The 26,409-nt window shown below is 50.2% G+C and carries 24 protein-coding genes; all 24 read right to left on the bottom strand.

Annotated features, from left to right (window positions below):
- Positions 1-3 precede the first annotated feature (3 nt).
- Positions 4-846, bottom strand: coding sequence for a VanW family protein (locus tag SLIP_RS04985; RefSeq protein WP_013175191.1), 843 nt, complete (start codon positions 844-846; stop codon positions 4-6).
- A 98-nt stretch (positions 847-944) separates the two neighbouring features.
- Entirely contained in the window at positions 945-3,098 is a 2,154-nt protein-coding gene (locus SLIP_RS04980) for a polyribonucleotide nucleotidyltransferase (protein WP_013175190.1), read from the bottom strand.
- A 52-nt stretch (positions 3,099-3,150) separates the two neighbouring features.
- The gene (rpsO, locus tag SLIP_RS04975; protein WP_013175189.1) at positions 3,151-3,420 is read right to left on the bottom strand and encodes a 30S ribosomal protein S15; all 270 of its coding nucleotides are present in this window, start codon (positions 3,418-3,420) and stop codon (positions 3,151-3,153) included.
- Between the two features lie 341 nt (positions 3,421-3,761).
- Positions 3,762-4,706 (bottom strand): bifunctional riboflavin kinase/FAD synthetase, encoded by a 945-nt coding sequence (locus tag SLIP_RS04970; RefSeq protein WP_013175188.1) that lies wholly within the window; start codon positions 4,704-4,706, stop codon positions 3,762-3,764.
- 19 nt (positions 4,707-4,725) lie between these two features.
- Positions 4,726-5,640 (bottom strand): tRNA pseudouridine(55) synthase TruB, encoded by a 915-nt coding sequence (gene truB, locus SLIP_RS04965; RefSeq protein WP_013175187.1) that lies wholly within the window; start codon positions 5,638-5,640, stop codon positions 4,726-4,728.
- A complete protein-coding gene (locus SLIP_RS04960) occupies positions 5,616-6,614 on the bottom strand; it encodes a DHH family phosphoesterase (RefSeq protein ID WP_013175186.1) in 999 nt (332 codons plus the stop codon). Before SLIP_RS04960 ends, truB begins: the two co-directional genes overlap by 25 nt.
- Positions 6,601-6,981: a 30S ribosome-binding factor RbfA gene (gene rbfA / locus SLIP_RS04955; protein WP_013175185.1), complete on the bottom strand. Its 381-nt coding sequence runs from the start codon at positions 6,979-6,981 to the stop codon at positions 6,601-6,603. Before rbfA ends, SLIP_RS04960 begins: the two co-directional genes overlap by 14 nt.
- A gap of 84 nt (positions 6,982-7,065) precedes the next feature.
- On the bottom strand, positions 7,066-9,396 hold the full coding sequence (gene infB / locus SLIP_RS04950) for a translation initiation factor IF-2 (protein ID WP_013175184.1): 2,331 nt from the start codon (positions 9,394-9,396) through the stop codon (positions 7,066-7,068).
- Complete coding sequence (locus SLIP_RS04945; RefSeq protein WP_013175183.1) at positions 9,384-9,731, bottom strand: L7Ae/L30e/S12e/Gadd45 family ribosomal protein; 348 nt, start codon at positions 9,729-9,731, stop codon at positions 9,384-9,386. Before SLIP_RS04945 ends, infB begins: the two co-directional genes overlap by 13 nt.
- Positions 9,728-9,997 carry an RNase P modulator RnpM gene (gene rnpM, locus SLIP_RS04940; protein ID WP_013175182.1) on the bottom strand — a complete coding sequence of 90 codons (270 nt, stop codon included), beginning with the start codon at positions 9,995-9,997 and terminating at the stop codon, positions 9,728-9,730. The genes SLIP_RS04945 and rnpM overlap by 4 nt, the downstream gene beginning before the upstream one ends.
- Positions 9,998-11,050 carry a transcription termination factor NusA gene (nusA, locus tag SLIP_RS04935; RefSeq protein ID WP_013175181.1) on the bottom strand — a complete coding sequence of 351 codons (1,053 nt, stop codon included), beginning with the start codon at positions 11,048-11,050 and terminating at the stop codon, positions 9,998-10,000. It abuts the gene before it with no gap.
- Positions 11,051-11,152: 102 nt separating this feature from the next.
- Positions 11,153-11,614, bottom strand: a complete 462-nt coding sequence (locus tag SLIP_RS04930) for a ribosome maturation factor RimP (RefSeq protein ID WP_013175180.1) — start codon at positions 11,612-11,614, stop codon at positions 11,153-11,155.
- Between the two features lie 168 nt (positions 11,615-11,782).
- The gene (locus SLIP_RS04925; RefSeq protein ID WP_013175179.1) at positions 11,783-15,439 is read right to left on the bottom strand and encodes a PolC-type DNA polymerase III; all 3,657 of its coding nucleotides are present in this window, start codon (positions 15,437-15,439) and stop codon (positions 11,783-11,785) included.
- A gap of 165 nt (positions 15,440-15,604) precedes the next feature.
- Positions 15,605-16,267, bottom strand: a complete 663-nt coding sequence (locus tag SLIP_RS04920; protein ID WP_013175178.1) for an MgtC/SapB family protein — start codon at positions 16,265-16,267, stop codon at positions 15,605-15,607.
- Positions 16,268-16,302: 35 nt separating this feature from the next.
- Positions 16,303-18,006 carry a proline--tRNA ligase gene (locus tag SLIP_RS04915; protein WP_013175177.1) on the bottom strand — a complete coding sequence of 568 codons (1,704 nt, stop codon included), beginning with the start codon at positions 18,004-18,006 and terminating at the stop codon, positions 16,303-16,305.
- Positions 18,003-19,079: a flavodoxin-dependent (E)-4-hydroxy-3-methylbut-2-enyl-diphosphate synthase gene (ispG, locus tag SLIP_RS04910; RefSeq protein WP_041432745.1), complete on the bottom strand. Its 1,077-nt coding sequence runs from the start codon at positions 19,077-19,079 to the stop codon at positions 18,003-18,005. The genes SLIP_RS04915 and ispG overlap by 4 nt, the downstream gene beginning before the upstream one ends.
- The gene (gene rseP, locus SLIP_RS04905) at positions 19,076-20,113 is read right to left on the bottom strand and encodes an RIP metalloprotease RseP (RefSeq protein ID WP_013175175.1); all 1,038 of its coding nucleotides are present in this window, start codon (positions 20,111-20,113) and stop codon (positions 19,076-19,078) included. The genes ispG and rseP overlap by 4 nt, the downstream gene beginning before the upstream one ends.
- Before the next feature lie 410 nt (positions 20,114-20,523).
- Complete coding sequence (locus SLIP_RS04900) at positions 20,524-21,669, bottom strand: 1-deoxy-D-xylulose-5-phosphate reductoisomerase (RefSeq protein ID WP_041432742.1); 1,146 nt, start codon at positions 21,667-21,669, stop codon at positions 20,524-20,526.
- Between the two features lie 7 nt (positions 21,670-21,676).
- On the bottom strand, positions 21,677-22,798 hold the full coding sequence (gene ytvI / locus SLIP_RS04895) for a sporulation integral membrane protein YtvI (protein ID WP_013175173.1): 1,122 nt from the start codon (positions 22,796-22,798) through the stop codon (positions 21,677-21,679).
- 11 nt (positions 22,799-22,809) lie between these two features.
- Positions 22,810-23,634, bottom strand: a complete 825-nt coding sequence (locus SLIP_RS04890) for a phosphatidate cytidylyltransferase (protein WP_013175172.1) — start codon at positions 23,632-23,634, stop codon at positions 22,810-22,812.
- The gene (locus SLIP_RS04885) at positions 23,603-24,352 is read right to left on the bottom strand and encodes an isoprenyl transferase (protein WP_013175171.1); all 750 of its coding nucleotides are present in this window, start codon (positions 24,350-24,352) and stop codon (positions 23,603-23,605) included. The genes SLIP_RS04890 and SLIP_RS04885 overlap by 32 nt, the downstream gene beginning before the upstream one ends.
- 61 nt (positions 24,353-24,413) lie before the next feature.
- Positions 24,414-24,980, bottom strand: coding sequence for a ribosome recycling factor (gene frr, locus SLIP_RS04880; RefSeq protein ID WP_013175170.1), 567 nt, complete (start codon positions 24,978-24,980; stop codon positions 24,414-24,416).
- Positions 24,964-25,704 (bottom strand): UMP kinase, encoded by a 741-nt coding sequence (pyrH, locus tag SLIP_RS04875; RefSeq protein ID WP_013175169.1) that lies wholly within the window; start codon positions 25,702-25,704, stop codon positions 24,964-24,966. The genes frr and pyrH overlap by 17 nt, the downstream gene beginning before the upstream one ends.
- Before the next feature lie 60 nt (positions 25,705-25,764).
- On the bottom strand, positions 25,765-26,379 hold the full coding sequence (gene tsf / locus SLIP_RS04870; RefSeq protein ID WP_013175168.1) for a translation elongation factor Ts: 615 nt from the start codon (positions 26,377-26,379) through the stop codon (positions 25,765-25,767).
- Positions 26,380-26,409: the final 30 nt, after the last annotated feature.

Below are 26,409 nucleotides of genomic sequence, written 5' to 3'. Positions count from 1 at the left end.
GCCTCACCCCCTTTTCCCCAGAATATAAGCATAGACCTTTCCCCCGCCTACCCCTGCTTTCACGATTACCGGATAAGGCCGGTCGTTTTTGAATTTCAGGTCGGCATAATTGTACGATACGGTAGCATCCTTCCCTGGGGCTACATAAGGTACAGGCCGGCTGTGCGGATGTCTCTCCACGATGGGAAGGCCTGCTTTCAAGGCTGCATTATACACGGTAGTCGCTACCTGACACACCCCTCCCCCGGTGTCCACACCTCCTATAATCGGGGCTATTTCGTATCCCCTCTCGGGTGTTCGAGGCCCTACTACTTCATTGAATGAGAATACTCCCCCAGGCCAGATGATGGTGTTGTCGCAGCCCTTGCAGGCTAGCTTTATGTTCTGCCAGCGCCCGCTGGATCCGTACAGCCAGGTATGGAAGTATCCCAGTTGGTAATCAACCCCTTCTAGGTCCTTGGTCGTGTATTTGGGCCTGATAACCTTGAATGCTAACGGTACTCGTTGCCCAGGGCCAGCCGCAAAAATCGACTTGAGCGAGATATCTATGTCGACTTCATACCCGTTTCTCTCGGGTAGTAACTCGCCGGTTTGTTTGTCAAAAATGGGATTAACCGGCATTTGTCTATGCTTCAGAGCCAATTCTTGAAGAATTACTTCTACTTCCTTGGGAAGGTAGTAAGACAAGTCTATCCCCTCGACCGTGACCCCAGGCTTAACTCCATAAAGATCACGCTCGACCTGTTCGATCCACACGGTGTAAAGAGTCAAGCTGATCACAAAGCAGATCGCGAATAAGGTCTGACGTCTTATGATTATTGTCATCGTGCCTGGGAACAAAAACAAAGCTCACCACCTTTCTTCTTAAATTTCTATTCGGCAGTGAGCGTATGTATTCGATTGGTTCAAATCCCGCAAAAAACAAATAAACCGAGAAACTCGGTTTACTTGGCTGATCTTGTGTTCTTTTTGTGTCCGGTCGTTGAACCGGCCCGCTGGGCCTGCTGTAAAGCCTCTCTGCGCGATAGGTTTATTCGTCCTTGGGAGTCGATTTCGGTAACCTTGACCAGGATTTCATCGCCGATATCGACCACGTCTCGGACTTTGGCCACCCGATTCTCGGCTAACTTAGAAATGTGCACCAATCCTTCTTTGCCGGGCAAACCCAGCACCCCGGGAATTATCTCTACAAAAGCCCCGAAATCGGCTATCCGCACCACCTTGCCTACGTAGGTTTTACCGACTTCTACATCCTTAGTTAAACACTCGACGTAATACTTAGCCTTCTCCGCCGACTCCTGGTCCGACGCGACTATGAATAAGCTACCGTCATCTTCGATGTCAATACGAGCCCCCGTTTCATCTATTATCTTCTTGATAATCTTGCCTCCGGGTCCTATCACCTGGCGTATCTTGTCCGTATCTATCATCATTCTTATCATTCTGGGAGCATACGGTGAAAGCTCCGGATTGGGCTGGCTAATAGCCTTCATCATTATATCCATGATGTACATCCGGCCTTCCTTGGCCTGCTTTAAGGCTGCATGCAGGATCTCACGGGTGACCCCGGGTATCTTGATATCCATCTGCAGAGCAGTTACACCCTCAGCAGACCCGGCAACTTTAAAGTCCATGTCGCCTAAGGCGTCTTCAATACCCTGAATGTCGCTTAATACGGCAAACCGGTCACCTTCCTTGACCAGCCCCATGGCTATACCGGATACCGGCCTCTTAATGGGAACTCCGGCATGCATCAGCGATAAAGTGCTGCCGCACACGCTACCCATGGACGTGGAGCCGTTGGATTCCAACACCTCGGATACCACCCGTATGGTGTATGGAAATTCCTCCTGAGAAGGCAAGACCGCTTCTAGGGCCTTTTCCGCCAAAGCCCCATGTCCTATTTCCCTGCGGCCTGGTCCCCGAATCGGACGGGTTTCCCCTACGCTGTAAGGTGGAAAATTGTAGTGATGAAGATAACGTTTAGATTCTTCCACTCCCAGCCCGTCCAGAATCTGCTCTTCTCCAACCGCACCGAGAGTAGTCACTGACAGAACCTGGGTCTGGCCCCTGGTAAACAAGCCCGAACCGTGGGTCCGCGGCAAAATCCCGACCTCACAAGACACGGGCCTGATCTCGTTGAGTCTACGTCCATCCACCCGTATACCTTCGTCCAGAATCATGCGCCTGACTATCTCTTTGGTAATCTTGTCGATGATACTGGCTACTTCTTTATCTTGCTCCGGGTAAATCTCTGCGAAGTGCTGCTTAATTTCATCTGCCGCAGCTTCGGTGCGGGCCTCCCTTTGCAGCTTGTCGGAGCAGCGGATGGCTTCCTCCAGTATCGGTATCCCGTATTCCCTTACAGCCGCTTCTATCTCCGGATCGATCTCAGGAACCACGACTTCTCGTTTGGGCAAACCTATCTCTGCTACGATCTTTTCCTGAAAATCGATGATACGCTTGATTTCTTCGTGAGCGAAGAAAATGGCATCCAACATCGTTTCCTCGGGCACTTCATTAGCTCGTGCTTCAACCATCACGATGGCATCTCGGGTTCCACCCACCGTCAAGTGCATTTGGCTCCTGGCTGATTGTTCGACTGTGGGGTTAATAACAAACTCCCCGTCCACCATCCCAACAATCACAGCCCCTATCGGACCAGCAAACGGGATATCCGATATGGAAAGAGCAATAGATGCCCCGATTATGGCGGTTACATTGGGTGGGTTATCCTGATCCACGGACATCACGGTCGCTACTACGTGGACATCATTACGGAAACCTTTAGGGAAAAGAGGTCTGATCGGCCTGTCCATCAGACGAGCTGAAAGTATAGCAGCTTCAGTGGGCCTGCCTTCCCTCTTAATGAAACCTCCCGGTATTCTCCCTACCGCGTACAGTCTTTCCTCATAATCGCAGGTTAGAGGGAAGAAGTCGATGCCCTCTCTAGGCTCCTTGGAAGCGGTCGCTGTTACCAGCACAACGGTGTCGCCGTAATAAAGCAAAGCCGCTCCGTTGGCCTGTTTAGCCACTTTCCCTATCTCGACCCGTAGAGGCCGCCCTGCTATTTCGGTTTGGTAAACCTTGTGTTCTATAGCTTATCCCTCCTTCGAATAAAATAAATTGAAAGAGCGGCTGAACCGCTCTTCATCTCCTCAGTCCAAGTCTAGTAACGATTCCCTTGTAGCGGTCGAAATCGTTCTTCATAAGATAGTCCAACAAAGCCCGGCGCTGACCTACCATCTTTAACAGCCCGCGCCTAGAGTGGTGATCCTTGGGATGGGTCTTCAAGTGCTCGGTCAAGTGATTGATCCGTTCCGTCAGCATGGCAATCTGCACTTCGGGAGAACCGGTATCCGTTTCGTGCAGTTGAAAGTCCCGGATTATCTGCTGTTTCTTTTCTTGCGTGAGTGCCACTGACTACTCACCTCCTTTTCTCGATTAATCGCCGACTGCCGGAGTAGGCGCCGGAGTATCGCCAACCCCAGTCAGTGGTTCCTGGGCAAGCCAAACACTGAAAAACAGTTGCGGAGATAGATGAAATTTGCCCTAGCGTGATTCGTTCTCTAGCTTGAGGAGCAAATGCTCATGAGGCCTGGCGGTGTCGTCCCTGGAGAACGAAAAATGATTGCTCACCCTACATCCACAGAATAATTCCCTTGGCTCACTTGCAGGCACCCGATTGCCGAGTTTCATTGTAGCACAGCTGTCAATGGATGTAAACTTACCCATTCGCGATTATTCTTGAATCGATAAATCTAAAAAGCCCGAAACCTTGTATCCGCTAGCACTCTTTGGGCCTGGGTTACGTCCTGGTGGATCTGAGCTACCAGTTGTTCGGCCCCGCTAAACTTCATTTCCCCCCGGATGCGTTTCAAAAAATACAACCTTATAGTTTCGCCATATATGATCCGGTGAAAGTCCAATATATAAGCTTCCACAGTAACCGGGTAGGTATTATGGAAGGTCGGTTTCTTCCCGATATTGACCACGGCATTATGGACTTCTCCTCTGACGAGAGCCTTGGCAGCATACACCCCTTCTCCAGGTACAATCAAGTCCTCGTCGATTTTTAAGTTGGCGGTGGGAAACCCTATCTTCCCTCCCCGGCGCTCGCCTTCTATCACTTCTCCCTCCAACATCGGCCAATATCCCAGCAGTTTGTAAGCCCAATCGATGTCCCCTGCCTCCAAAGCCTGTCGAACCAGAGTGCTTGACACCACTTGTTCCCCCACCATCACGGGAGGCACGACGTTCACCGCAAAACCTATCTCCTCCCCAAGATGCTTCAGTGTTTCGGGTGTTCCCGCGCCTTTGTGCCCAAAAGTGTAATTGAATCCCACCGATACTGACGCCACCCCCAGGGTTTCGTGCAACACATGCCGGGCAAAGTATTCCGGAATCAGCCTAGCTATTTCCAAAGTGAACGGGGTTTGAATGACCATCTCCAGGCCCAAAAGGGTAAACAGTTCTATTTTGCGTGAAGTGGATATCAACATCCGCGGGGTACGTTCAGGGTAAAGCACCCGCAAAGGATGGGGCTCAAAAATAAGGGCAGCGGCGATGGTCCCCCTCTCCTTAGCATCCCGGATGTTGAGTTTGATGAGCTTTTGGTGTCCGAGGTGAACACCGTCAAAATTTCCTAAAGCCAGCGATAGGGGCCTGCCCTTATGATAGTTCTCCAGACCTTTAATGATTCGCATCGACAACTCTCCTCGTCCCTTACTGAGTACCCAGCACTTTCACTGGTTTAAGAACCGTCCCCTTCCCCTTGGTCTCTGCGAGGTGACCTACAGCTATGAGATCACGGTCTAAAGTATAGACCAAGACCGGACCTGCTGCCAAACCAGCGTTAATACTAATATTATTGCCGTTTTTCAGCCGAATAACATCATTCTCGTTCTCTAACACTACCTTGGGCATCGAAGTTAAAGGAAAATCCAGAGGCAATAATAGAGAACAATCCCCCGCCGCAAGCCGTTCTTCCACTTCTGCAAGTTTAACGGCGTATTCTAAGGAGAAGGGACCGGAAAAAACCCTAACTAACTTGGTGAGATAGGCTCCGCACCCCAGCTTCTGTCCAATATCATGACACAATGTTCGAATATAAGTTCCTTTTGAACACACAACATCCAAGATAACTCGATAAGGAGGTTGCGTAAGTTCAGCCTGTACTACTTGCAGCAAATGTACAGTTACGGGCCGGGCTTCTAGCGATACTTCAACTCCCTGCCGTGCCAGCTCATACAAGCGGCGCCCGCGGTAGTTGACGGCGGAATACATAGGAGGAACCTGAAGTATCTCTCCGCGAAACAGCTCTAAAACCTTCTCTATGTCGGAAAGACTAAAGCTTAATTCGTCGGCAACCACGGTAATATTCCCCCAGGCATCCTGGGTATCTGAAACCCCTCCCAACACCATTTCTGCCCGGTAGCCTTTGGTAACATCCATCAAAAACTCTATTAGGCGTGTGGCTCCACCCACTGCCAGCGGCAGCACCCCTTCGGCTATAGGGTCTAGAGTCCCCAGGTGCCCCACCTTCTGGCGAGGGAAAAACCTTCGAACCCTCTTCACTACTTCAAAGGAGGTGATACCCCGGGGCTTGTCAACATTCAGAAACCCGTGACATCTCTGCAATCTGTAACCACTTCCTTTACCGCCTCTATAACCCTGTGGCACGCGTCGGCAATGTCACCCTCGAGGCGAGCCCCAGCAGCCCGGACGTGACCGCCTCCTCCAAATCTAGCAGCAATCGAATTCACATCTACCTTTTCCTTCGATCGAAACCCAACCTTTATTACACCCGGTTCGATCTCGCGAAACAGCAGCCCTACCTCGACTCCTTCGATAAATCGAGCGTAGTTTATCAACCCTTCAAAATGGTAGTCTTGGGCTTCCAGGCGGGCTATATCCTCGTAGGTTAACACCATCCAGGCTATCCTACCGTCCGATGTAAAGGAAAGGGTATTCAGCGCCTGCTGTAACAACTTCACTTCGACCACTGGTCTTGACTCGAACAGGTTATTCCTAATGGTATCCAGTTGCGCTCCCTGGTCAAGCATCCGGGCTGCTGCCCTCAAAGTCTCCGGGCGGGTATTGCTGTACTGGAAACACCCGGTATCCATGATTATGCCCGTGTATATGGCCGACGCTATGGACTGATCGATGGGAACCTGCATTTCATCTAACAATTCCAGAACCAATTCAGCAGTAGAAGCTTTTCCGGGTTCCACCCGGTTAAGGTTACCAAAAAACGTGTTGCTGGGATGGTGATCAATGTTGATCACCGTTTCGCAGTTCTTTAAACAGGACAAGGTCTTGACACCTACTCTCTCGGGATCCGAGCAGTCCAGGTAAATCACGGTTGCCGGCCACCGCTCGACCATCTCCGGTCTCCTAATAGAATTGAACCCCTTGAGGTACCGGTACGTCTCCGGGAGCTTGTCTTCTATAACAGCTACCACTTCTTTGCCCAGAACAGCTAAACCCAGATAGAGAGCAACCATGGACCCGATACAATCGCCATCGGGAATAACATGTCCAGTCACCACCAATTCTGGTTCTTGAGCAATAGCCGCCGCTATCACCCTCCAGTCATCACTCCGACTCATCCGAATCCTCTCTCTTTTCTTGCGCTTTCAATTCGTTTAGAATTGCCGCAATCCGAACCCCGTGCTCGATAGACTTGTCCATCTGAAAAACGATCTCTGGAGCATGGCGGAGATTTAGCTCGCCCGCCAGCACACTACGGATGAACCCTCGGGCTCTTTCTAGAGCGGCCATCGTATCCCGGCACTTCTTTTCATCTCCTAGCACGCTTACGTGTACCCGCGCGTAGCTCAAGTCCCGCGACACATCAACCCTGGTGATAGATACCGCGCGCGGATCGATACCCGGATCTTTCAACCCTTCGAAGAACAAAGCGGATAATCCCCGTTTGATTTCTTCAGCCAGTCTTTCTTGGCGACGAGAACTCATCCATAACACCCCCAACAAATCGGAGTTGCATCGGTCTACTTGGAACTCTCCGGAAAACTCTCAGGGTCATAATCGACGACGATATTAAAGCTCCCTGGGGATTTGCTCTATGGTGTAAGCTTCTATGATATCCCCTTCTTTAACATCATTGAAATCTGCGATACCGATTCCACACTCGTACCCCTCAACTACTTCGCGCACATCGTCTGTAAATCGCTTTAGTGAAGCCAAACCGCCTTCGAACAACACCACTCCGTCGCGCAATAATCGGACTCTAGCGTTCCGGTTAATCTTTCCTTCCTGCACGTAGCACCCAGCCACATTCCCCACTTTTGGTATTTTGAAAACCGCCCTTACTTCGGCTCTTCCCAGGAATACTTCTCTCAGCTCTGGTTCCAACAGCCCTCCCATGGCTTTTTTAACATCATCGATGGCCTCATAAATGACCCGATAGAGCCGGACATCGATATGTTCATTCTCCGCGTATTTACGGGCTTTACTGTCAGGTCTAACGTTAAAACCTATGATTATGGCCTTCGAGGCCGAAGCCAACATAACGTCCGTTTCGGTAATCGCACCCACACCGGAATGTATAACATTAACCTTGACCTCGTCCGTAGACAGCCGCAGCAAGGATTGGGTCAAAGCTTCAATTGAACCTTGAACATCTCCTTTTACTATGAGGTTCAGTTCTTTGACTTCGCCCTCTTTTATCTGCTTAAACAAGTCGTCCAGACTTACCCTAGCAGTCTTGGCCTGTTCTTCTCTCTTTTTCTCATCTAGGCGCATCGCACTGACTTGTTTAGCTATCTTTTCATCCACAACCCGGAAAATATCCCCGGCCATAGGTACCTCTTCCAGCCCGACAACTTCTACTGGGCAGGAAGGTTCAGCAGTCTCCACCCGCTGCCCGCGGTCATCCACCATAGCCCTGACCTTACCCCAGGTCAAACCGCACAGGATACTGTCACCCACTCTTAAGGTTCCTTTTTGAACCAGCACTGTTGCCACTGGACCTCTCCCTTTGTCCAGCCTGCTTTCAATAACCACTCCTTCGGCCGGGCGGTTAGGATTGGCTGCTAGTTCCCTCATCTCAGCTACCAAAAGTATCATTTCCAGAAGCTGCTGGATGCCCTTACCTGTCTTAGCCGACACCGGCACCATTATCGTATCTCCGCCCCATTCCTCAGCCACAAGGTTGTATTCCGTTAACTGTTGTTTGACCCGATCCGGGTTGGCGTCGGGTTTGTCGACCTTGTTTATGGCTACGATAATAGGAACCCCAGCTGCCTTGGCATGGTTAATAGCCTCAACCGTTTGTGGCATTACCCCGTCATCGGCCGCCACTACCAGCACGGCAATGTCCGTAACTTGAGCTCCCCTGGCCCTCATCGCAGTAAATGCCTCGTGACCCGGAGTATCGATGAAGGTGATCTTCTCTCCCTCGATCTCTACTTGATAGGCACCGATGTGCTGGGTAATACCTCCTGCTTCGCTAGAAACAACGTTGGTTTTTCTGATAGCATCGAGCAGAGAAGTCTTGCCGTGGTCAACATGCCCCATGACCGTCACTACTGGTGGCCGCGGCACAAGGTTAGCCTCGTCATCCACGATTTCCTGCAAAAGCTCCTCTTCCTCGGTTTTTTCGCTTTCTACTGCCACATCAAATTCTGCCGCCAGTATTTCTGCGGTCTCAAAGTCTATAGTCTGGTTTATCGCCGCCATTATTCCCAAACCCATGAGTTTTTTCATTATCTCAGCGGGGTTACGATTCAGCTTCTCTGCCAGCTCTCTTACCGTAATCGTCTCCGGGATCACGATGATATCAGGAGTTGCCACATCCAGTTCGTTCCTCCGGCGCTCCTTTTTCTTTCCCTTGGCCTTTGGTTTCTTTTTTATGTCCCTGACCTTGCTGTCAGCCAAAGCCGAATGTCCTGCAAAGGGAGAAACTTTTCTTACCGGCGGGGTGGCTTTTGCGTGGGCTGTAACCTTCCCTGATTCAGGTGGGGCTGCCGGGATAGGTTTGGTTGGTCCCGGCTGGGCAGAAACGGATGCAGCGTGAGGTCTCCTGCTACCTTTAGACTGGTCCGAAAGTTGGGACCTCACTGGCCGGCCAACTTCGTTTCCGGCGGGCAGATTGCGCGCAGGCATCATATCACGAGACCGCTGTTCTTGTGGTTTCGCCACCTCTCTGGCTTCGCCCACCCCTTTACCCTTTCCGGCAGGAGTAGCCTTATCTTTTGACACCCCCGCTGCTTTTTCCTCCAATCTACGCTTAACCCATTCGGCTTGTTCTTCTTCTAAGGTGCTCATATGGTTTTTTACGTCCAAACCCAGATCCTGAAGCACCCCAACTAGCTCTTTACTGGATATGTGCAGGTCTTTTGCTAGTTCGTGAACTCTTACTTTCGCCATTCAACCACCCCCGTAAAATTAGCCTCGTTCCCCTCTGCATCGATCAGTTCTAATATCGTTTGGGCAAAACCTTTATCGTTAACCGTAACCGCCACCCGGTATGCCTTGCCTACGCTGGCACCTAGCCTGTACTTGTCGCCCACAACCCGCCAGGGAACATGGTATTTTTCGCAGGCACTGACGAGCGACTCCCGGGTTCTGGGTGAAATATCACCGCTCATTATCAATAGATGAGCCCGCCTTCTCAAAAGACTGGTCTTTGCTGCCATCGTTCCAGCTGAAACCAGTCCCGCCTTGCGCGCGAATCCGAGCACTTGATATAAGTCTTTTCTCAAGTTTCCACCAGCTCTCTCCTAAGTTCTTCCAAAACCTGGTCCGGAATTTCGTGTTCTAGGGACTTCTGCAACCTCTTGCCTTTGACCGCTTGGTTAAAACAGTCCAAGTTAGGGCAAATATAGGCGCCACGGCCAGATTTCTTCCCAGTCTTGTCGATGATTATTTGGAGATCAGGGGTCCTTACTACCCTGATAAGTTCTTTCTTGTTCTTCATTTGACGGCAACCAACACACATTCTCTGAGGGATTTTTCGGGCTTTGGGCAACTATATCCCTCCCCTTACAGCTTCTACCTGGGACTCGCTCTTTATATCTATCTTCCAGCCCGTAAGCTTGGCCGCCAGTCTAGCATTCTGCCCTTCCTTACCGATAGCCAGTGACAACTGATAGTCGGGTACTACCACCCGCGCCATTTTTTCACTTTCAGACGCCTCTACCGATACTACCTTGGAAGGGCTTAAGGCGTTGGCAATATACTGCTCGATATCCGGGCTCCACTTTATTATATCTATTTTTTCTCCATTTAGCTCTCTGACGATGTTTTGCACCCTCAATCCCTTGGGCCCGACACAAGCTCCGACCGGATCCACTTTCTCGTTACGCGAATAAACGCTTATCTTAGACCGTGAACCAGCCTCCCGGGCTATTGACTTTATTTCGACCAACCCCTCGTAAATCTCCGGAACCTCCAACTCAAAGAGGCGTTTCAAAAAGTTGGGATGAGTCCGGGAAAGAAATATCTGCGGTCCCTTAGCACTTCTCTTAACCTCGCTTATATAAGCCTTAATCCTTTGTCCTGGCTCGTACGCCTCGTTCGGTATCTGGTCCTGGGACCCCATTAAGGCTTCTGTTCGCCCTAGGTTGATTATCACTGTCTTCTGTTCCACCCTCTGCACGGTCCCGGTGACGATTTCGCCTGCCCGGTTGGAAAACTCGTTAAAAACTATGCTTCTTTCTGCCTCTCGCAGCCTTTGGATCACCACTTGCTTAGCGGTTTGCGCAGCTATCCTTCCAAAATCGGCAGGAGTTACTTCTACATCGATTTCATCGCCTATTTCAACCTCAGGGTAAATCTCGCGGGCTTCCGCAAGACGCACCTCCAAACGCTCATCCTTAACTGTTTCCGCTACGGTTTTCTTGGCATAGACCTTCACTTCGCCGCTTTCCATATCCATCTGTACTGTTACGTTTTGTAGAGAACCAAAGTTCTTTTTGTAAGCCGTTCTAAGAGCAGACTCAATCGCCTCTACCAGAACTTCTTTGGGTATACCTCTCTCTTTCTCAATCTCGCCCAACGCCTGGATTAATTCACTAGACATCCGCTTTTCCTCCTCTTACCATCCAGGTGCTAATTGCATCTCCAGCACTAACATACTTACAACACTGTCCTGTCGAATCATCACGCCTAACAGCCTCATTCTTTAGATTTCAGCTACTAACCTTACTTGAAGAGCTTCCGTTCTGGGAACCTCTAGAATCCGATCCCCTAAATCTACCATGATTTTGCCATCTCTCAGCCCCAAAAGTAGTCCTTTAAAGTTCTTCTGATTATTTATAGGTTCCCGGACTTTCACAGTAACCTTTTTCCCAGTAAACCTTTCAAAATCCTTGTCTTTCTTCAAAACCCGGTCCAAACCGGGAGATGATACCTCCAGGACATAGCTGTGGGGAATGGGGTCTTCCCAATCCAGTGCTCGCCCAATGATCTCACTTGCCTGCTGACATGTATCCAGATCTACTCCTCCCGGCTTATCTATAAAAACCTGCAGAACCCAGCGTCCCGCTTGATTCTTGTACTGAACATCGACTACATCAATCCCGACGGGCTCGAGTTCCCTCTCTATAATCGGCTCTACCCTCTCGACCACGCCCTTCGATTTCATCGAAAACCACCTCTGATGTCACACATAATAAACGAAAGAGTGGGGTCACCCACTCTTTGCTTCTCAACGATGTTGTCTCGCCCGTTACTGGTTATAATAATACCACACATGCCCTTCTCCACACAAGCGAAAACTGGGTTTTGTTCGTAAGCCCGCACAAACACCCGTCTAAGCAAACAGGCTCAACTGGCTGGTCTCCGGGAGGTCGTGCAGACACCCGTTTCGCTTGAGGGTGTCGACCACAGCTCGGGAAACACCGGCCCGAAACTGCAAGTCTTCAATCGACGCGAACGTCCCTAGCTTGCGAGCTTCTATAATGCTCAGGGCCGCCTTTTCCCCTAGCCCCGGCAACGCCGAAAACGGCAACAGCAGGCCTTTCTTTGTAACCAAGAATCGAGTAGCATCGGAAAGCAACAAATCCACGGGCAAAAACCGGAATCCCCTCGCGTACATCTCCAACGCCACCTCTAGGACAGGCAAGAGTTTCCGGTCTTTAGGCGCAGCGTTGCTGTTCATTTTTTCGATCTCGACTACCCGTTGTCTGACCTTGTCGTAGCCCCCTAAGATCACTTCGGCGTCAAAATCCTCAGCCCTTACGCTGAAGAACGCCGCGTAGAATTCCCGGGGGTAATAGACTTTGTAATAGGCTATGCGAAAGGCCATCATAACGTAAGCTACGGCATGGGCCCTGGGGAACATGTACTTTATCTTCTGGCAGGAGTCTATGTACCATGCAGGAATTCGGTATTCCTGCATGGCTTGGACCTCTTCCCGTACCAAGCCCTTTCCTTTTCTTACGTTCTCCATAATCCGAAAAGCCTGCTTTTTGTCCATCCCCTTATGAATTAGAAAAGTCATTATGTCATCGCGAGTCGCTATGACTTCTTTTAAAGGCGCGGTCCCATTCTCAATCAATTCCTGTGCGTTATTGAGCCAGACGTCGGTGCCGTGGGACAGACCACTGATTCTGACCAACTCCCCAAAGGTTTGCGGACGCGTCACCTCCAACATCTGTCTCACGAAGCGCGTGCCGAATTCCGGCACGCCGTAGGTTCCTACCGCGGATCTAATAGCTTCGGGGGTAACCCCCAGGGGTTCAACCCCTGAAAAAAGCCTCATAGTCTCCCTGTCATCCAAAGAAATATCCAAGGCCCGGTAACCGGTCATGTCTTCCAACACTTTGATCATGGTCGGATCATCATGGCCAAGGATGTCCAGCTTGACTAGGCGTTCGCTTATGGAGTGATAATCGAAATGAGTAGTTATGATCCCGCTCTCCGCTTTATTGGCAGGGTAGTTCAGAGGCGTAAATTCGTGTACATCCCGCTCGCGCGGGACCACCATAAGCCCCCCGGGATGCTGGCCAGTCGTCCTCTTCACCCCGGCCAAGCCCCTAGCTAGTCGCAGCACCTCGCCTTTGCGTAGGTGAAGCCCGTTCTTTTCCGCATAATTTTTTACCATTCCAATAGCCGAAGCTTCGGCCAGGGTATTTATCGTACCCGCCCTGAAAACGTGTTCACTCCCGAATATCTCTTCCACGTACTGGTGAGCTCGTGGCTGGTAGTCCCCAGAAAAGTTAAGATCTATATCCGGTATCTTGTCTCCCTCAAAGCCGAGAAAAGTCTCGAAAGGAATGTCGTGTCCATCGCGAACGAGTCGTTGCCCGCACCTCGGGCAGGTTAGATCTGGCAGGTCGACACCACACTCAACCGATCCATCATTTACGAATTCGGTATAAAAACAGTTCGGGCATCGATAATGAGGAACGAGAGGGTTAACCTCGGTTATTCCAATAAGAAAAGCAACCAAAGACGACCCGACAGACCCACGTGATCCCACCAGATAACCGTCTTCATTCGACCTCTTCACCAGCTTGTGAGCAATCAGGTACAGCACGCTAAACTTGTTATCTATGATGGCCGCGAGCTCCCGCTCAAGACGCTCTCTGACCAGCTCCGGCAGTGGACGGCTATACATCTGGTAAGCCTTTTCCCAAGCCAAAGTTTTAATCTCTTCTTCAGCTCCCGGAATAGATGGAAAGAAGTTGCCGTCTGGCACGGGTTGCAGGTCTTCTACGCCTTCTACTAGCCGATTAGGATTGATGACAACAACCTGATAAGCCTTCTCCTTTCCTAGATACGCAAACTCCGCCAACATTTCTCCTGTGGTGCGCAAATACAGCGGGGCCTGGGCTTCGGCATCTTCATACCCTTTGTTGGCCTGCAGAATCCTCCTGAAAACTTCGTGGTGGGGATCCAAGAAGTGAACATCTCCGGTGGCTATGACCGGCAGGTTTAATCTTTCTCCTAATTCTACTATGTAGCGATTCATTTGGATGAGATCCTCGAACGAGGATACCCGTCCTTCCCTAACCAAGAATTCGTTGTTCATTAACGGTTGAATCTCCAGGAAATCATAAAAAGAAGCTATCCTTTCGAGCTCATCATCGCTCTTGTTTTGAAGGTAACCGGTAATGAGTTCCCCCGCTTCACACGCCGTTCCGAGTATCAAGCCTTCTCGCAGCTCGACCAATTGTTTTCGCAAAATGCGCGGGTTACGGTAAAAACCCTCCAGGTGAGATTTGCTGACCAATCGATAAAGGTTTTTCAACCCTTCTCGGTTTCTCACCAGGATTATAATGTGATAGGCCTGTTTCTGTCTCAGATCATCGACCAGATACCCTTCCATTCCATAAACCAGTTTGATACCCTTGAGCTTAGCATAATCGTAGGCCTCGGGGAAGGCTTGAACCGCACCGTGGTCAGTTATCGCTACCGCCTTATGTCCCCATTCTGCTACCCTTTCTAACAGGTCCTTTATCTTGACTACCCCGTCAAGGGTGCTCATAACCGTGTGAAGATGAAGTTCAACCCGTTTCTCCGAGGCATCGTCAACCCTCTTGGGTACGGGAGCCGTTTCCCAGGCCTGGACTGACAAAACCAACTCTTTTTCAAACTCGTCGTATCTAGTAGCTCCTTGAACCTTTATCCAATCGCCTTCCTTAAAAGGCAGATCCTCGTCCGGCTCCAAAAAATACTTTAACATGATAGAGTCTGTAAAATCAGTCAAGTAGCAGGTCAACAGTTGCCGTTGATCCTTAAGCAGGCGCCGCTGTACTTCGAACACTTCTCCTTCAACTACTACCTGGCGCAATCCCTCGGTCAATTCTGCAATGGTAGCCCGAGTGCCTTGAACAGGCTTTTCATCGGAACCGGTTTTCCGCCGGGATGAGCCCCGGACTGTTCTGCGCGGCCCGTTCAAATGAGGTTGCACCGCCAACAAACTCGCCACGGAAACAGCAGCTTCGGCCGAAGCCTCCTGGTATTCCTGCTCTGACCATGGCCTGGCAGAGCAAACACACTTGGCCACTACCTGCCAACGGTATTCACGTCTAAACCACTCAGATACCAGTGACCCGAGGTCCCTTGCCAGCAGCCCCTCCCATTTCTCACTATCATCAACCTCGAAAATAATCGACCTACCGTTAACCCTCCAGTGAATATCACCTAAACTTGGTTTTTCTATTCCTTCCGACACCAGGAAAGAGAGCAGCTCATTTTTTCTAGCTTCCAATACTTGGGTTAAACATGCTTCGACGTCAACCAGAGCGATGTTGAGCCTGACCTCGGCGTCCAGCCCAATCTCTTCTTTCAATAGCCTTTCCACCAGCTCCAGGTCCGCCGTAGGCACAAGGCGTTCTGTCCTAACATGTATGTCCCAGCGCCTTTCTCCCAAGCTAACTTGAACCTTGGTCAACTGAGCTCTTTCCCAATTTACGTTAGGCTTCAGTCTCAGCTTTTCTCGCAAGAAACGCTCCCAGTCCAAGAATATTCCTCCCAACGGTGCCGATAAGTACACGGTCCCATATTGCTGCAAAACCTAAATCACATAGAGCATCTCGTTAAAGGGCGTTTGCCAAGGGATCCGGCCCTCCATTCCGTGCCTTGTACCGGTGTTACCCTCCAAAAGATGAGTCCAGGGGTTGAACTGCTAGTTGAGCCTCTCTACCTCCCGGCATCCGGGCGCGTTCTGCAGGGCATCGGCGACCTGGTCCGGGGTCACATTCGGGGGCAGCTGCAGGAGGAGTTCCACTTCCAGCCCTTCCTCTTCCACCCTTTCCAGTTGAATATTCTTGATAAGGACGTTCATATCCCCTAAAACTGAACCAATCCGCCCCACCTGTCCTGGCTTGTCATCGACAACGACCAGAAACCCTTTATATTCCCGCATGCCGGTGTACTTCTCTTCAAATTTCACAAAGTAAACAAGCACAAAAAGTATGAGACCAGTGGTTATAACCGCCGGCAGATACATACCTGCTCCTACCGCCAAGCCAATACAAGCAACCACCCATAAACCCGCGGCTGTAGTCAACCCTCTTATGTTTGCGCCCTCGCGCATGATGGTACCTGCTCCCAGAAAACCGATTCCGCTCACGACTTGGGCCGCAATTCTTCCCGGGTCCGCATTTACCGTGTGCGCGTATTGATAATACATGTCTAAAGACACAATCATGGCCAAGGCCGAACCCATACAAACCAGGGTATAGGTGCGCAAGCCGGCAGGGCGGTTAAGACTCTCTCTTTCCAGCCCTATAACGCCTCCCAGAAAACAAGCCAAGGCCAGTTTTAAGATAATTTCGTAGTCAGACATCAACGCACCCGCCTTTTTCTCAAAATGAAGGTCGTCTAGTCTTCGCGCAGTATCGACCTGACCTCAGTTGAAACGTGCTCAATGGGTACGCCCTTAACCTCGTTTTCCCAACGTTTCTTGATTTCTACCTGCCCAGCTTTTAATAACTTTGGACCTATAGTTATCCTGACAGGAACACCGATGAGGTCGGCATCCTTAAACTTTACCCCCGCCCGTTGGTCTCGGTCATCGATAATGACTTCATACCCCTGTTTAACCAGTTCATGGTACAGTTTCATTCCTATTTCCATCTGCTGCCCGTCCTTGGAGTTTACCGGGACAATGATAATTTGGTAAGGAGCGATAGCGAGAGGCCAGATTATACCGTTTTCATCATGATTCTGCTCCACGGCTGCAGCCATGGTTCGGGAAATGCCAATACCGTAACACCCCATGACCATAAGCCTTTCCTTGCCGTTCTCGTCTAAAAATGTTGCCCCCATCTTCCCCGAATACTTGGTGCCTAGCTTGAAAATATGGCCGGTTTCGATACCGCGAGTGGCCTTCAGTTTCCCCTCTCGGCAGACCGGGCAAATATCCCCCTCTTCGGCGTTACGCAAGTCGCAAAACGCTTCCGGTTGGAAGTCCCGCCCGGGATTGACGTTAATGTAATGATAATCGTCCTCATTAGCCCCGCATACAAAGTTGTTCATACTTTGAACTTCGAGGTCGGCATAAACCTTCATGTTCATTCCCACTGGCCCCAACGACCCAAAGCCGGCCCCCATAACCTCCCGCACCAACTCCTCCGGAGCCAGCTCGATGAAGTTCGCGTTTAAGTAATTCTTAACCTTGATCTCGTTGACCTCCCGGTCTCCACGCACCAAAACCGCTACCGGAACTCCATCGGCCACATAGACCATGGTCTTAACCTGTCTCGTGTCTGGTATATTCAAAAACACGCTGATGTCCTGAATCGTTTTCTGTCCAGGCGTACTGACCTTGGTAAGAGGCAACTCATTTTCTGCGGCCGACATGTGTGGTATACATTCGGCCTTTTCGATATTGGCAGCATATTCGCAAGCATCGCAGAACACAATAACCGATTCCCCGGTCGGAGCTAAAACAATGAACTCATGGCTCACGTTGCCGCCGATGGCTCCGCTATCCGCTTCGACTACCCGGTACTGAAGTCCCAGCCGTTCAAACACCCGGCAGTAGGCATCATACATCTTTTGGTACGATACCTCCAATCCCGCTTCGTCCACATCAAAAGAATACAGATCCTTCATAATAAACTCCCGGCCCCGCAACAGTCCAAACCGCGGTCGGATCTCGTCCCGGTATTTGTTTTGAATCTGGTACAACAACAGAGGCAGGTCCCGGTAAGAATGCACTTCATGGTTGACCACATCCGTGATAACTTCTTCGTGAGTAGGCCCAAGGCAGAAGTCTCTCTGGTGACGGTCTTTAAGGCGAAACATCTCGTCTCCATACACTTCCCAACGCCCGGATTGCGCCCACAATTCCCTGGGTTGGATAATGGGTAGGCCTACTTCTTGCCCTCCTGCCCGGTCCATTTCTTCCCGGACAATATTCATAATCTTCTTTATGACCCTAAACCCGAGAGGCAAGTATGTATAGATCCCCGCCGCCGTCTTTCTAACCATGCCCGCCCGAAAAAGCAAGCGATGACTTACGGTTTCGGCTTCCGCGGGATCCTCTCTCAAAGTCGGGAAAAACAACTCTGAGGCCTTCACTGGCTGTAACCCCCTTGCAGGATATTGTCTATCTCATCCATCAAAGCCTTTACCAACTTGTCCTCTTCGACTTTCCTTACTATTTTACCTTTTTTGAACAAAAAGCCAAATCCGCGTCCCCCGGCAATACCGACGTCGGCATCTCGGACTTCTCCTGGCCCGTTCACTACGCAACCCATCACCGCCACTTTGATGGGCTCCCTTATTGAGCGCAAACGACTATCCACTTCCTCGGCAATCTTGATGATATCTACCTCGGTGCGCCCGCAGGTAGGGCACGACACCAGCTCTGCCCCTTCTTTTCTTAAACCCAAGGCTCTCAAGATTTCATATGCTGCCCAAACCTCATCGACCGGATCAGCCGTCAACGATACCCTCACCGTATCTCCTATACCCTCAGAAAGCAGCAGTCCTAAACCCAGTGCTGACTTGATCAAACCTCGATCCTTGGTGCCAGCTTCCGTTATGCCTAGGTGAAGAGGGTAATCGACCATGCCTGCTATCCGGCGGTAAGCTTCCAGAGTAAGCTTAAGCGACGAAGCTTTCAACGATACCTTGATGTTCTTAAAGTCCAGGTCTTCCAATATAGCTATGTGATGCATAGCGCTCTCTACCATGGCCTCGGCACAAGGTTCGCCGTACTGGTCTAGAAGCCTCTTTTCCAAGGATCCGGCATTGACCCCGATTCGGATGGGAACGTTTCGTTCCTTGGCTGCCCGCACCACTTCCTCAACTTTACGCCTGCTTCCAATATTTCCGGGGTTTAACCTCAACCCGTCTGCACCCGCATCTAGACTCAAAAGAGCTAAACGGTAGTCAAAATGGATATCCGCGACCAGAGGGATGGCAATACGGGGACGTATCGCCCGGATAGCCCGGGCTGCTTCCTCGTCCATCACCGCCACCCGCACCACTTCGCACCCTGCTGCTTCTAGAGTCTTAATCTGGTTGACTGTGGCATCTACATCTCGGGTGTCGGTGTTGGTCATGGACTGAACCACTATGGGGTTATCGCCTCCGACTAACACTCCACCGAGGTTAACCACGCGGCTTTTCCGCCTCACCGATTTCATCCCCTCACGAGCCTAACGATATCGTTATAGGTCACCAGCAAAATCAAAACCATGAGAAACACGAAGCCGAGAAAATGTATAAAGTTCTCCCTTTCGGGTTCTACCGGTTTCCTCCTTATACCCTCGATAACCGCGAACACAATCCGGCTCCCATCCAGGGCAGGGATGGGCAACAGGTTCAGAATGCCCAGGTTTATGCTCAAAAGGGCAGTAAAATTGGCAAGGTACACCAATCCTCCTTCAGCCGCATCCCCTATCATCCTGGTAATGCCTACTGGGCCGGCTAAATCCGCGCTGGAAGCAGCCCCGGTCAAAAGTTGGCCTAACCCGGAAAGAAGCAACCACGTAATATGAAACGTTTGATAAAAACCTAGCTTAAGCCCGTCCCAGATTCCGACCCTCTCAAACTCTATCGTTTGCCGTACTCCGATGATAGAGGTCTTCTGTTCTCGATCAAATTCTGGCCGGACTGTTAATTCAATCTTCTGCCCGTTTCTCACTACAGTCATCGATATAGGCTGCCCGGGCTCCGCCTTCCTCACCTCGGCCACAAACTCGTTCCAGGTAGATATGTTCTCTCCATTTACTGACACTACCCGGTCCTGTGCCCTCAAACCGGCCTCATATGCCGGCTTGCCTTGGATAACCTCCCCGATAACTGGGCTCTCCACCGCATGGGGTATTCCGACAAAAGTAAAAGTATAGACAAATATCAAAGCCGCAAGCAAGAAGTTCATTCCGGGCCCGGCTGCAAGAACCTCAACTTTTTGTAAGGGGGTTTTCCGGTTAAAACCCTGCGGGTTGTCTTGGTCTTCGTCCTGTGCTCCCATGCCAGCCATGCGCACAAAACCACCCAAGGGAAGTAAGCGCAAAGAGTACCTGGTCTCCCCTCTCTTGATGCCGATGAGGCTCGGACCGAAACCTATGCTGAACTCTTGCACCTCGACGCCTTGCCACTTGGCTGCCACGAAATGTCCTATTTCGTGCACCATAACAATGATCGCGATTACCAATAAAGCCGTTACAATCGTCATAACCTATCCAACTCTCCTCATATTTACGCAACATTCCTTCCCACTGAAATACCCTCCTGACACCCAGTAGTGTCACTACTAGAGAATGAAAATTGGCATACCGTAGGGCCAAAGGACCATAACCTTTTATAATATTTGATTCTCACGCAAAAACCCCTGTCTGTCCCTAGAAGAAGTCAACATATAGTGGTGAGACAGAAAACCACTACTAAATATAGCGGATAATCGAACCAAAAATTGGTTTTTACAGTGGAATCAATATTTTTTATTTATAATCAGTGTAAATCTGCGTTCATCTGCCCGGCACTCAGTTAGCTGAGTTTGCAGCACCGTGCTGTTTCGCATGCAAAAGGGCATTTACTAAGAATTTAGAACTTGAGCTGAGTGCCGGGTCTGTGTCTATCAGTGGCTCATTTTCGGAGCAGCGTCCTGAAACACTCTCGAGCCCATGCGTCTGCCTCGAGGACAGATTCTAAATCAGGTTCTAGAACCACCCCATGCCGTCCCATGACCTCAGCTACCAGCTCCGCTATCTGTACAAATCGTATCTGCCCATCCAGAAACGAATAAACCGCCTCCTCATTGGCCGCGTTGAGCACCGCGGGCATAGTCCCACCAATCCGCCCGGCTTCATAGGCGAGCTCCAGGGCCGGAAACCGTTTGGTGTCTGGCGGTTCAAACTGTAGAGTTTGGCAGGAAGCCCAATCCAAGGACAAAGCCGGTGAAGGCCACCTGTCTGGATAACTCAACGCATATTGAATAGGAATCCGCATATCAGGCACTCCTAAGTGAGCCAAAAAAGAACCATCAATAAACTCCACCATTGAGTGGACAATACTCTGGCGATGGACCAAGACCTGGATATCGTCATATCCTACTGAAAAAAGATAATGAGCCTCTATTACCTCCAACCCCTTGTTCATCAAAGTTGCCGAATCAACCGTTATTTTCTTTCCCATTGACCAATTAGGGTGATGTAAAGCCATTTCCGGCGTAACCTTTCCCAGCTCTTCTGGCGTGAAGTCTCGAAAAGGACCCCCGGATGCGGTTAACCAAAGTTTGCGCAAAAACCTTCCTTCATTTCGGAGACATTGAAAAATCGCAGAATGCTCGCTGTCCACTGGAATAATGGCGGCGTTGTACTGGCGGGCCAACTTCGTCACAACTTCCCCTCCAGCCACCAGCGTTTCTTTATTGGCCAGGGCTACCTTCTTCCCAGCCCTGATGGCCGCCAAGGTAGGCAAAATGCCAACTGCTCCGGTTACTGATACTATCACAGTCTGGGCTTCCTCAAGCCCGGCCAAATAACACAGTCCTTCTTCTCCCGCCCATAGCTCCAACCCAGATACCGCCGTTTTAATGTTTGGATATAAAGCTTTGTCTCCTATCGCTACCTTCTTTACCCCAAAATGCAGGGCTTGTTCAGCCAGTCTCTGCCAATTACTGCCCGCTGCTAACCCCACAACCTGGAACTTGTCGCTGTGGTAAGCGATAACCTCCAATGCCTGTTCCCCTATGGATCCTGTCGAACCTATAATCACGACCTTCTGCCTCATAAACCGTTCACACTTTCCGGATGTAGTTCGCCAGTTGATGGAACACTCCCGCCCTTTGGCAGGCAAGATAAAGGATAACCATAACCGGGCCCAGAACTAAACCCGCCGGGCCCAACAATTTCAGACCAATGTAAAGAGAAACCAAAGTAGCTAAAGGGTGAAGTCCTATGCTGTCTCCTACCAGCTTCGGTTCCAACACCTGCCTGACCGCTACCAGAATCCCGTAGAGTATTAACAGCCCCGTGGCAAAACCGCTGGCTCCTGTAATATACGAGAAGATTATCCAAGGAACAAACAAAACACCTGGCCCTAGAACTGGAAGAATATCGAGTAAACCCGTAACCAGGCCCAGAGTCAAAGCGTACTCTACTCCCAGCAGCTTTAGCCCGACTATTGTTTCGATTCCGGTGACGGTCACTAGCAGGCTGTACGCCTTAAGAAAACCGGTGAAAGCGTTGAATAAGTCCTTGATTACAGTGCGAACAGTGATTTTCCAAGAATCTGGAAGTAGTTCGAAAAACCCAGATCTAAGTTTGTTCCAGTCTCTTAGGATGAAGAAGGTTGCCACCGTGCTGATTAGAAAAAAAACAAACAGCCCTGGCAACCCAACCAAAAAGTCTATCAACACATCGACCGAGCCACTCAATATCTTCTCCAAACCGCTCAAGTACTGCAACAAGCTGTTACGAATAGACTCCTGCACATTATCGGGCAAATTTAAGCGCAAATAGAAAAGTTCAGCCTGTCCCAAGGCCCTGGCAATGGTGTTGGTTATGCTCACGGAATGTTCCGTTATCACCTTGTACAAACCTATAAGTTCACCGATAAGCCTACTGACGAAATAAGTCAGCAGGAACCCGGCTGTGCCCCATACCAAGAGTAAACTAAGGAAAACCGCCCAACCCCGGCGAAGGCGTAATCGATAGTTCAGAAACCTCGCCAAGGGCTCTATCAGTAACGCCAAAAGTAAAGCCACCAAAAAAGGCAAAACGTACCCGGGGATGGCAACGAGGATTGCGCCCACCAAAGGAAGTACATAACGAAACAAAAGGTATACTGACAGTAATGCAAGAAACACCACTGCTGTCTTTACCAAGGTCCTGACACTTCTTGCAAGCTGGGGATCCAATACTAGACCTCCTATCCACCTTTAAAGAAATAATAAACGACCGGTAAAACCCACATAAAACTGTCAAAACGATCCAGGACCCCTCCGTGGCCAGGTATAATCTGCCCCGAGTCCTTGACGCCAAAATGCCTCTTCATAGCAGAAAGCACCAGGTCACCGACCTGGGCACAAATACTTCCGGCGGCCCCCAGGACGAGACCTAAGCCTGGAGAGAAGGATAAGCATCCTATTCCTGCAGCTACTAGCATCGACAAACAAAAACCTCCCAAGGCTCCTTCCCAAGTCTTATTAGGACTTATCATCGGTGCTAACTTGTGCTTCCCCAAGAGCCTGCCTGCCAAGTAAGCCCCGGTATCGCTGGCCCAAGTAATCCCAAATACCATTAATAAGGCGAAAAACGGGTGACTGAGCTCCCGTTCAATGAGAACCCCATAGCTCAAAAATATCCCTAAATACAAAGCCCCCATCCAAGCCAAGGATAAGTCTACTAGTGAACACCGGGGAAAACCCAAAAGCAGGAGCACCCCGCTTAAAGCGATGAGCCCTAACAGCCCTGGTTCGAAATAACCGGGCAAGAACCACCCTGAACCCCCAAACCCGGCTAACAGAAACAAAAGAACCAAATAGGCCAATCCGGGACTAGGCCTGTACCCTTTTGGTCGCGCCATCGTCAATAACTCGTGCATGCCGACTCCCGCTACCAGGACGATGAACGCGGTCCAGTACACTCCGCCTACATACGCCAAACTCAAGACCGCCGGTATTCCAACAGCCGCTGTAGCCAAACGCTTCTTTAAATTAGAATCACGCGTCGACCGTTTCCTTGATGGTTCCAAACCTGCGGTCTCTCCTTTGATAATCTATTATGGCTTTGACCAGATCATCCTTAGTAAAATCTGGCCACAAGGTATCGGTGAACCACAATTCAGCATAGGCTGCCTGCCACAACAAAAAGTTGCTGAGCCTCATCTCTCCTCCGGTACGTATCAAAAGATCCGGGTCCGGCAGGTGAGAAGTACATAGATATGAAGACATCATCTCCTCCGAGATATCAGCCACATCAATCTCACCGTCCCTAACCCTCTCTGCCAAACGCCTCGCCGCCATTACCAACTCTGCTCTTGCCCCGTAATTTAAACCTATATTGAGGATGAGCCCGTCGTTACCCGCTGTCAACTCCACTGCTCGCTGAAGCTCGCGCTGAATAGCCGGGTCTAGCTGGTCAGTTATCCCTATAATCGTAATACACACGTTTTTCTCATGCAGGTTTTCGAGTTCGCGGTTCAAGTACTCCAACAAAAGATTCATCAATGCACTAACCTCTTCGGCTGGCCTTTTCCAATTCTCTGTCGAAAAAGCGTAAACTGTCAGGATGTGAACACCTAGCTCAGAGCAGGCCTCCACTGTCCTCTTGAGCGACTCCATCCCTGCCCGGTGTCCAAAAGAGCGGGGGCGCAGCCTTTTTCTAGCCCACCTTCCATTGCCATCCATTATGATGGCGATATGTTGGGGAATTCGGGTGAAATCGAGTTCGTACAAATTGCCATCCAACACGCTCGTACTCCTCTTAAGGAAAAATAATTAACAAAACCCCCGCAGAAGGGGGCTTGCCACATCAGACTTCCATAATGTCTTTTTCTTTGGTTTGTAAGACCTTGTCGATATCCTTTATAGTATTATCGGTCAATTTCTGTATCTCATCAAGCCTCTTTTTAGCTTCATCCTCTGATATTAACTTCTCTTTTTCGGCTAGCTTGATCTCGTCATTCGCCTCCCGGCGAAGATTTCTAACCGCCACCTTGGCTTCTTCTGCCCTTTTTCTAACCATCTTTACCATCTCTTTTCGCCTTTCCTCCGTCAGAGGCGGAATAGCTATCCGGATAACGTTACCGTCGTTTGTCGGATTTACTCCCAGGTCGGACTTCAGTATGGCCTTCTCTATTTCGGGAATAGCCGTCTTGTCCCAAGGCTGAATCACCAACATCCTGGGCTCAGGAACCCCGATGTTCCCGAGTTGGTTGATGGGTGTAGGTTGCCCATAATATTCTACGGTTATCTTGTCAAGCATTGCCGGGTTGGCTCGACCCGCCCGCAAAGAAGCGAGATCCTTGACCAGGTGCTCGACTGTTTTCTTCATCCTCGACTCTACGTCCTTGACTATTTCCTTAACTTCCTTTGCCATTTACCTGCTCCCCTCCTATGAAGGTTCCGATATCGTGACCAGTTATGGCTTTCAAAATGTTTCCGTTTCTGGTGAGGTCAAAAACTATGATAGGTATATCGTTGTCCATGCACAGAGAAGCTGCGGTCGCGTCCATCACCCCTAACCCCTGGTTAAGAATGTCTATGTAGGTCAGATGGTGGTACTTTTTAGCCTCTGGATTACTTTTAGGGTCCGAGTCATATACCCCGTCCACTCTTTTGGCCATGAGAATGACTTCAGCCTCTATCTCAGCTGCTCGTAGAGCAGCCGCCGTATCCGTTGAGAAATAAGGGTTACCGGTTCCGGCTGCAAATATCACTACCCTTCCTTTTTCCAAATGACGGATAGCCCTTCTTCTGATGTACGGTTCAGCCACTGCCTTCATCTCGATCGCTGACTGAACCCTGACCTGTAGCCCTTCTGCCTCTAGCGCATCTTGAAGCGCGAGAGCGTTGATAACCGTGGCCAACATCCCCATGTAGTCGGCAGTAGCCCGGTCCATACCTTTTGCGCTCCCCGAAACGCCGCGCCAGATATTGCCACCACCGACCACGATAGTTACTTGCACTCCGATATCGACTACCTCTTTCACCTGAGCCGCTATATCAGTCAAGATGCTGTGTTCAATGCCAAAACCGGCTTCCCCTGCCAGAGCTTCACCACTCAGTTTGAGCACCACCCGTTTGTATTTGGGTCTTTCCAAGCCTACTACCTCCCCGGAGCTGCTGTCTAGTCGCTCAACCGGCCTGTGGCCTCAGTCAAACTACTCTACTGACTTCTTTTCGATGCCTTCTCCGACCTCAAAACGTGCAAACCTCCGCACCGTGATGTTCTCTCCCAATCTGACGATATACTCGTTGACTACTTCCTGAATAGTTTTGTCCTGGTCTTTAATGAAAACCTGCTCTAACAGACAGTTTTCTTTGAAATACTTTTCCATCCGTCCTTCTACCATCTTTTCGATGACCTTTTCCGGTTTGCCTTCGTTCAAGGCCTGTTGCCTCAGTATCCGCTTTTCCCGTTCAATTATTTCTGGGCTTACCTCATCCCTGGTTACAAATTCTGGCCTAGCAGCGGCAATCTGCATGGCTATGTCGCGGCACAACTGTTTGAATTCATTCGTTTTAGCTACAAAATCGGTTTCGCAGTTCACTTCAACCAGCACACCGATGCGCCCGCCGAGGTGTATGTAAGCTTCCACCAATCCCTCGCTAGCTACCCGTCCTGCTTTCTTAGCCGCTTTAGCCAAACCTTTACTTCTCAACACCTCTATGGCTTTTTCTAAATCTCCTCCTGCCTCTACCAAAGCGTTTTTACAGTCCATCATGCCACACCCGGTTCTTTCACGAAGTTCCTTTACCATAGCTGCTGTTATCACTCTACTTTACCTCCTTACTTTTCCCGCAAG

Source organism: Syntrophothermus lipocalidus DSM 12680 (assembly GCF_000092405.1).
Taxonomy (GTDB): domain Bacteria; phylum Bacillota; class Syntrophomonadia; order Syntrophomonadales; family Syntrophothermaceae; genus Syntrophothermus; species Syntrophothermus lipocalidus.
This window is presented reverse-complemented; position numbering and strand designations above follow the sequence as displayed.

What these genes read in the sequence shown, in the direction of transcription:
- SLIP_RS04970 (WP_013175188.1), bottom strand. Translation starts at nt 4,706, where the DNA reads ATGCGAATCATTAAAGGTCTGGAGAACTATCATAAGGGCAGGCCCCTA.
- SLIP_RS04960 (WP_013175186.1), bottom strand. Translation starts at nt 6,614, where the DNA reads ATGAGTCGGAGTGATGACTGGAGGGTGATAGCGGCGGCTATTGCTCAA.
- rbfA (WP_013175185.1), bottom strand. Translation starts at nt 6,981, where the DNA reads ATGAGTTCTCGTCGCCAAGAAAGACTGGCTGAAGAAATCAAACGGGGA.
- infB (WP_013175184.1), bottom strand. Translation starts at nt 9,396, where the DNA reads ATGGCGAAAGTAAGAGTTCACGAACTAGCAAAAGACCTGCACATATCC.
- nusA (WP_013175181.1), bottom strand. Translation starts at nt 11,050, where the DNA reads ATGTCTAGTGAATTAATCCAGGCGTTGGGCGAGATTGAGAAAGAGAGA.
- SLIP_RS04930 (WP_013175180.1), bottom strand. Translation starts at nt 11,614, where the DNA reads ATGAAATCGAAGGGCGTGGTCGAGAGGGTAGAGCCGATTATAGAGAGG.
- SLIP_RS04920 (WP_013175178.1), bottom strand. Translation starts at nt 16,267, where the DNA reads ATGTCTGACTACGAAATTATCTTAAAACTGGCCTTGGCTTGTTTTCTG.
- ispG (WP_041432745.1), bottom strand. Translation starts at nt 19,079, where the DNA reads ATGAAATCGGTGAGGCGGAAAAGCCGCGTGGTTAACCTCGGTGGAGTG.
- rseP (WP_013175175.1), bottom strand. Translation starts at nt 20,113, where the DNA reads ATGACGATTGTAACGGCTTTATTGGTAATCGCGATCATTGTTATGGTG.
- SLIP_RS04900 (WP_041432742.1), bottom strand. Translation starts at nt 21,669, where the DNA reads ATGAGGCAGAAGGTCGTGATTATAGGTTCGACAGGATCCATAGGGGAA.
- frr (WP_013175170.1), bottom strand. Translation starts at nt 24,980, where the DNA reads ATGGCAAAGGAAGTTAAGGAAATAGTCAAGGACGTAGAGTCGAGGATG.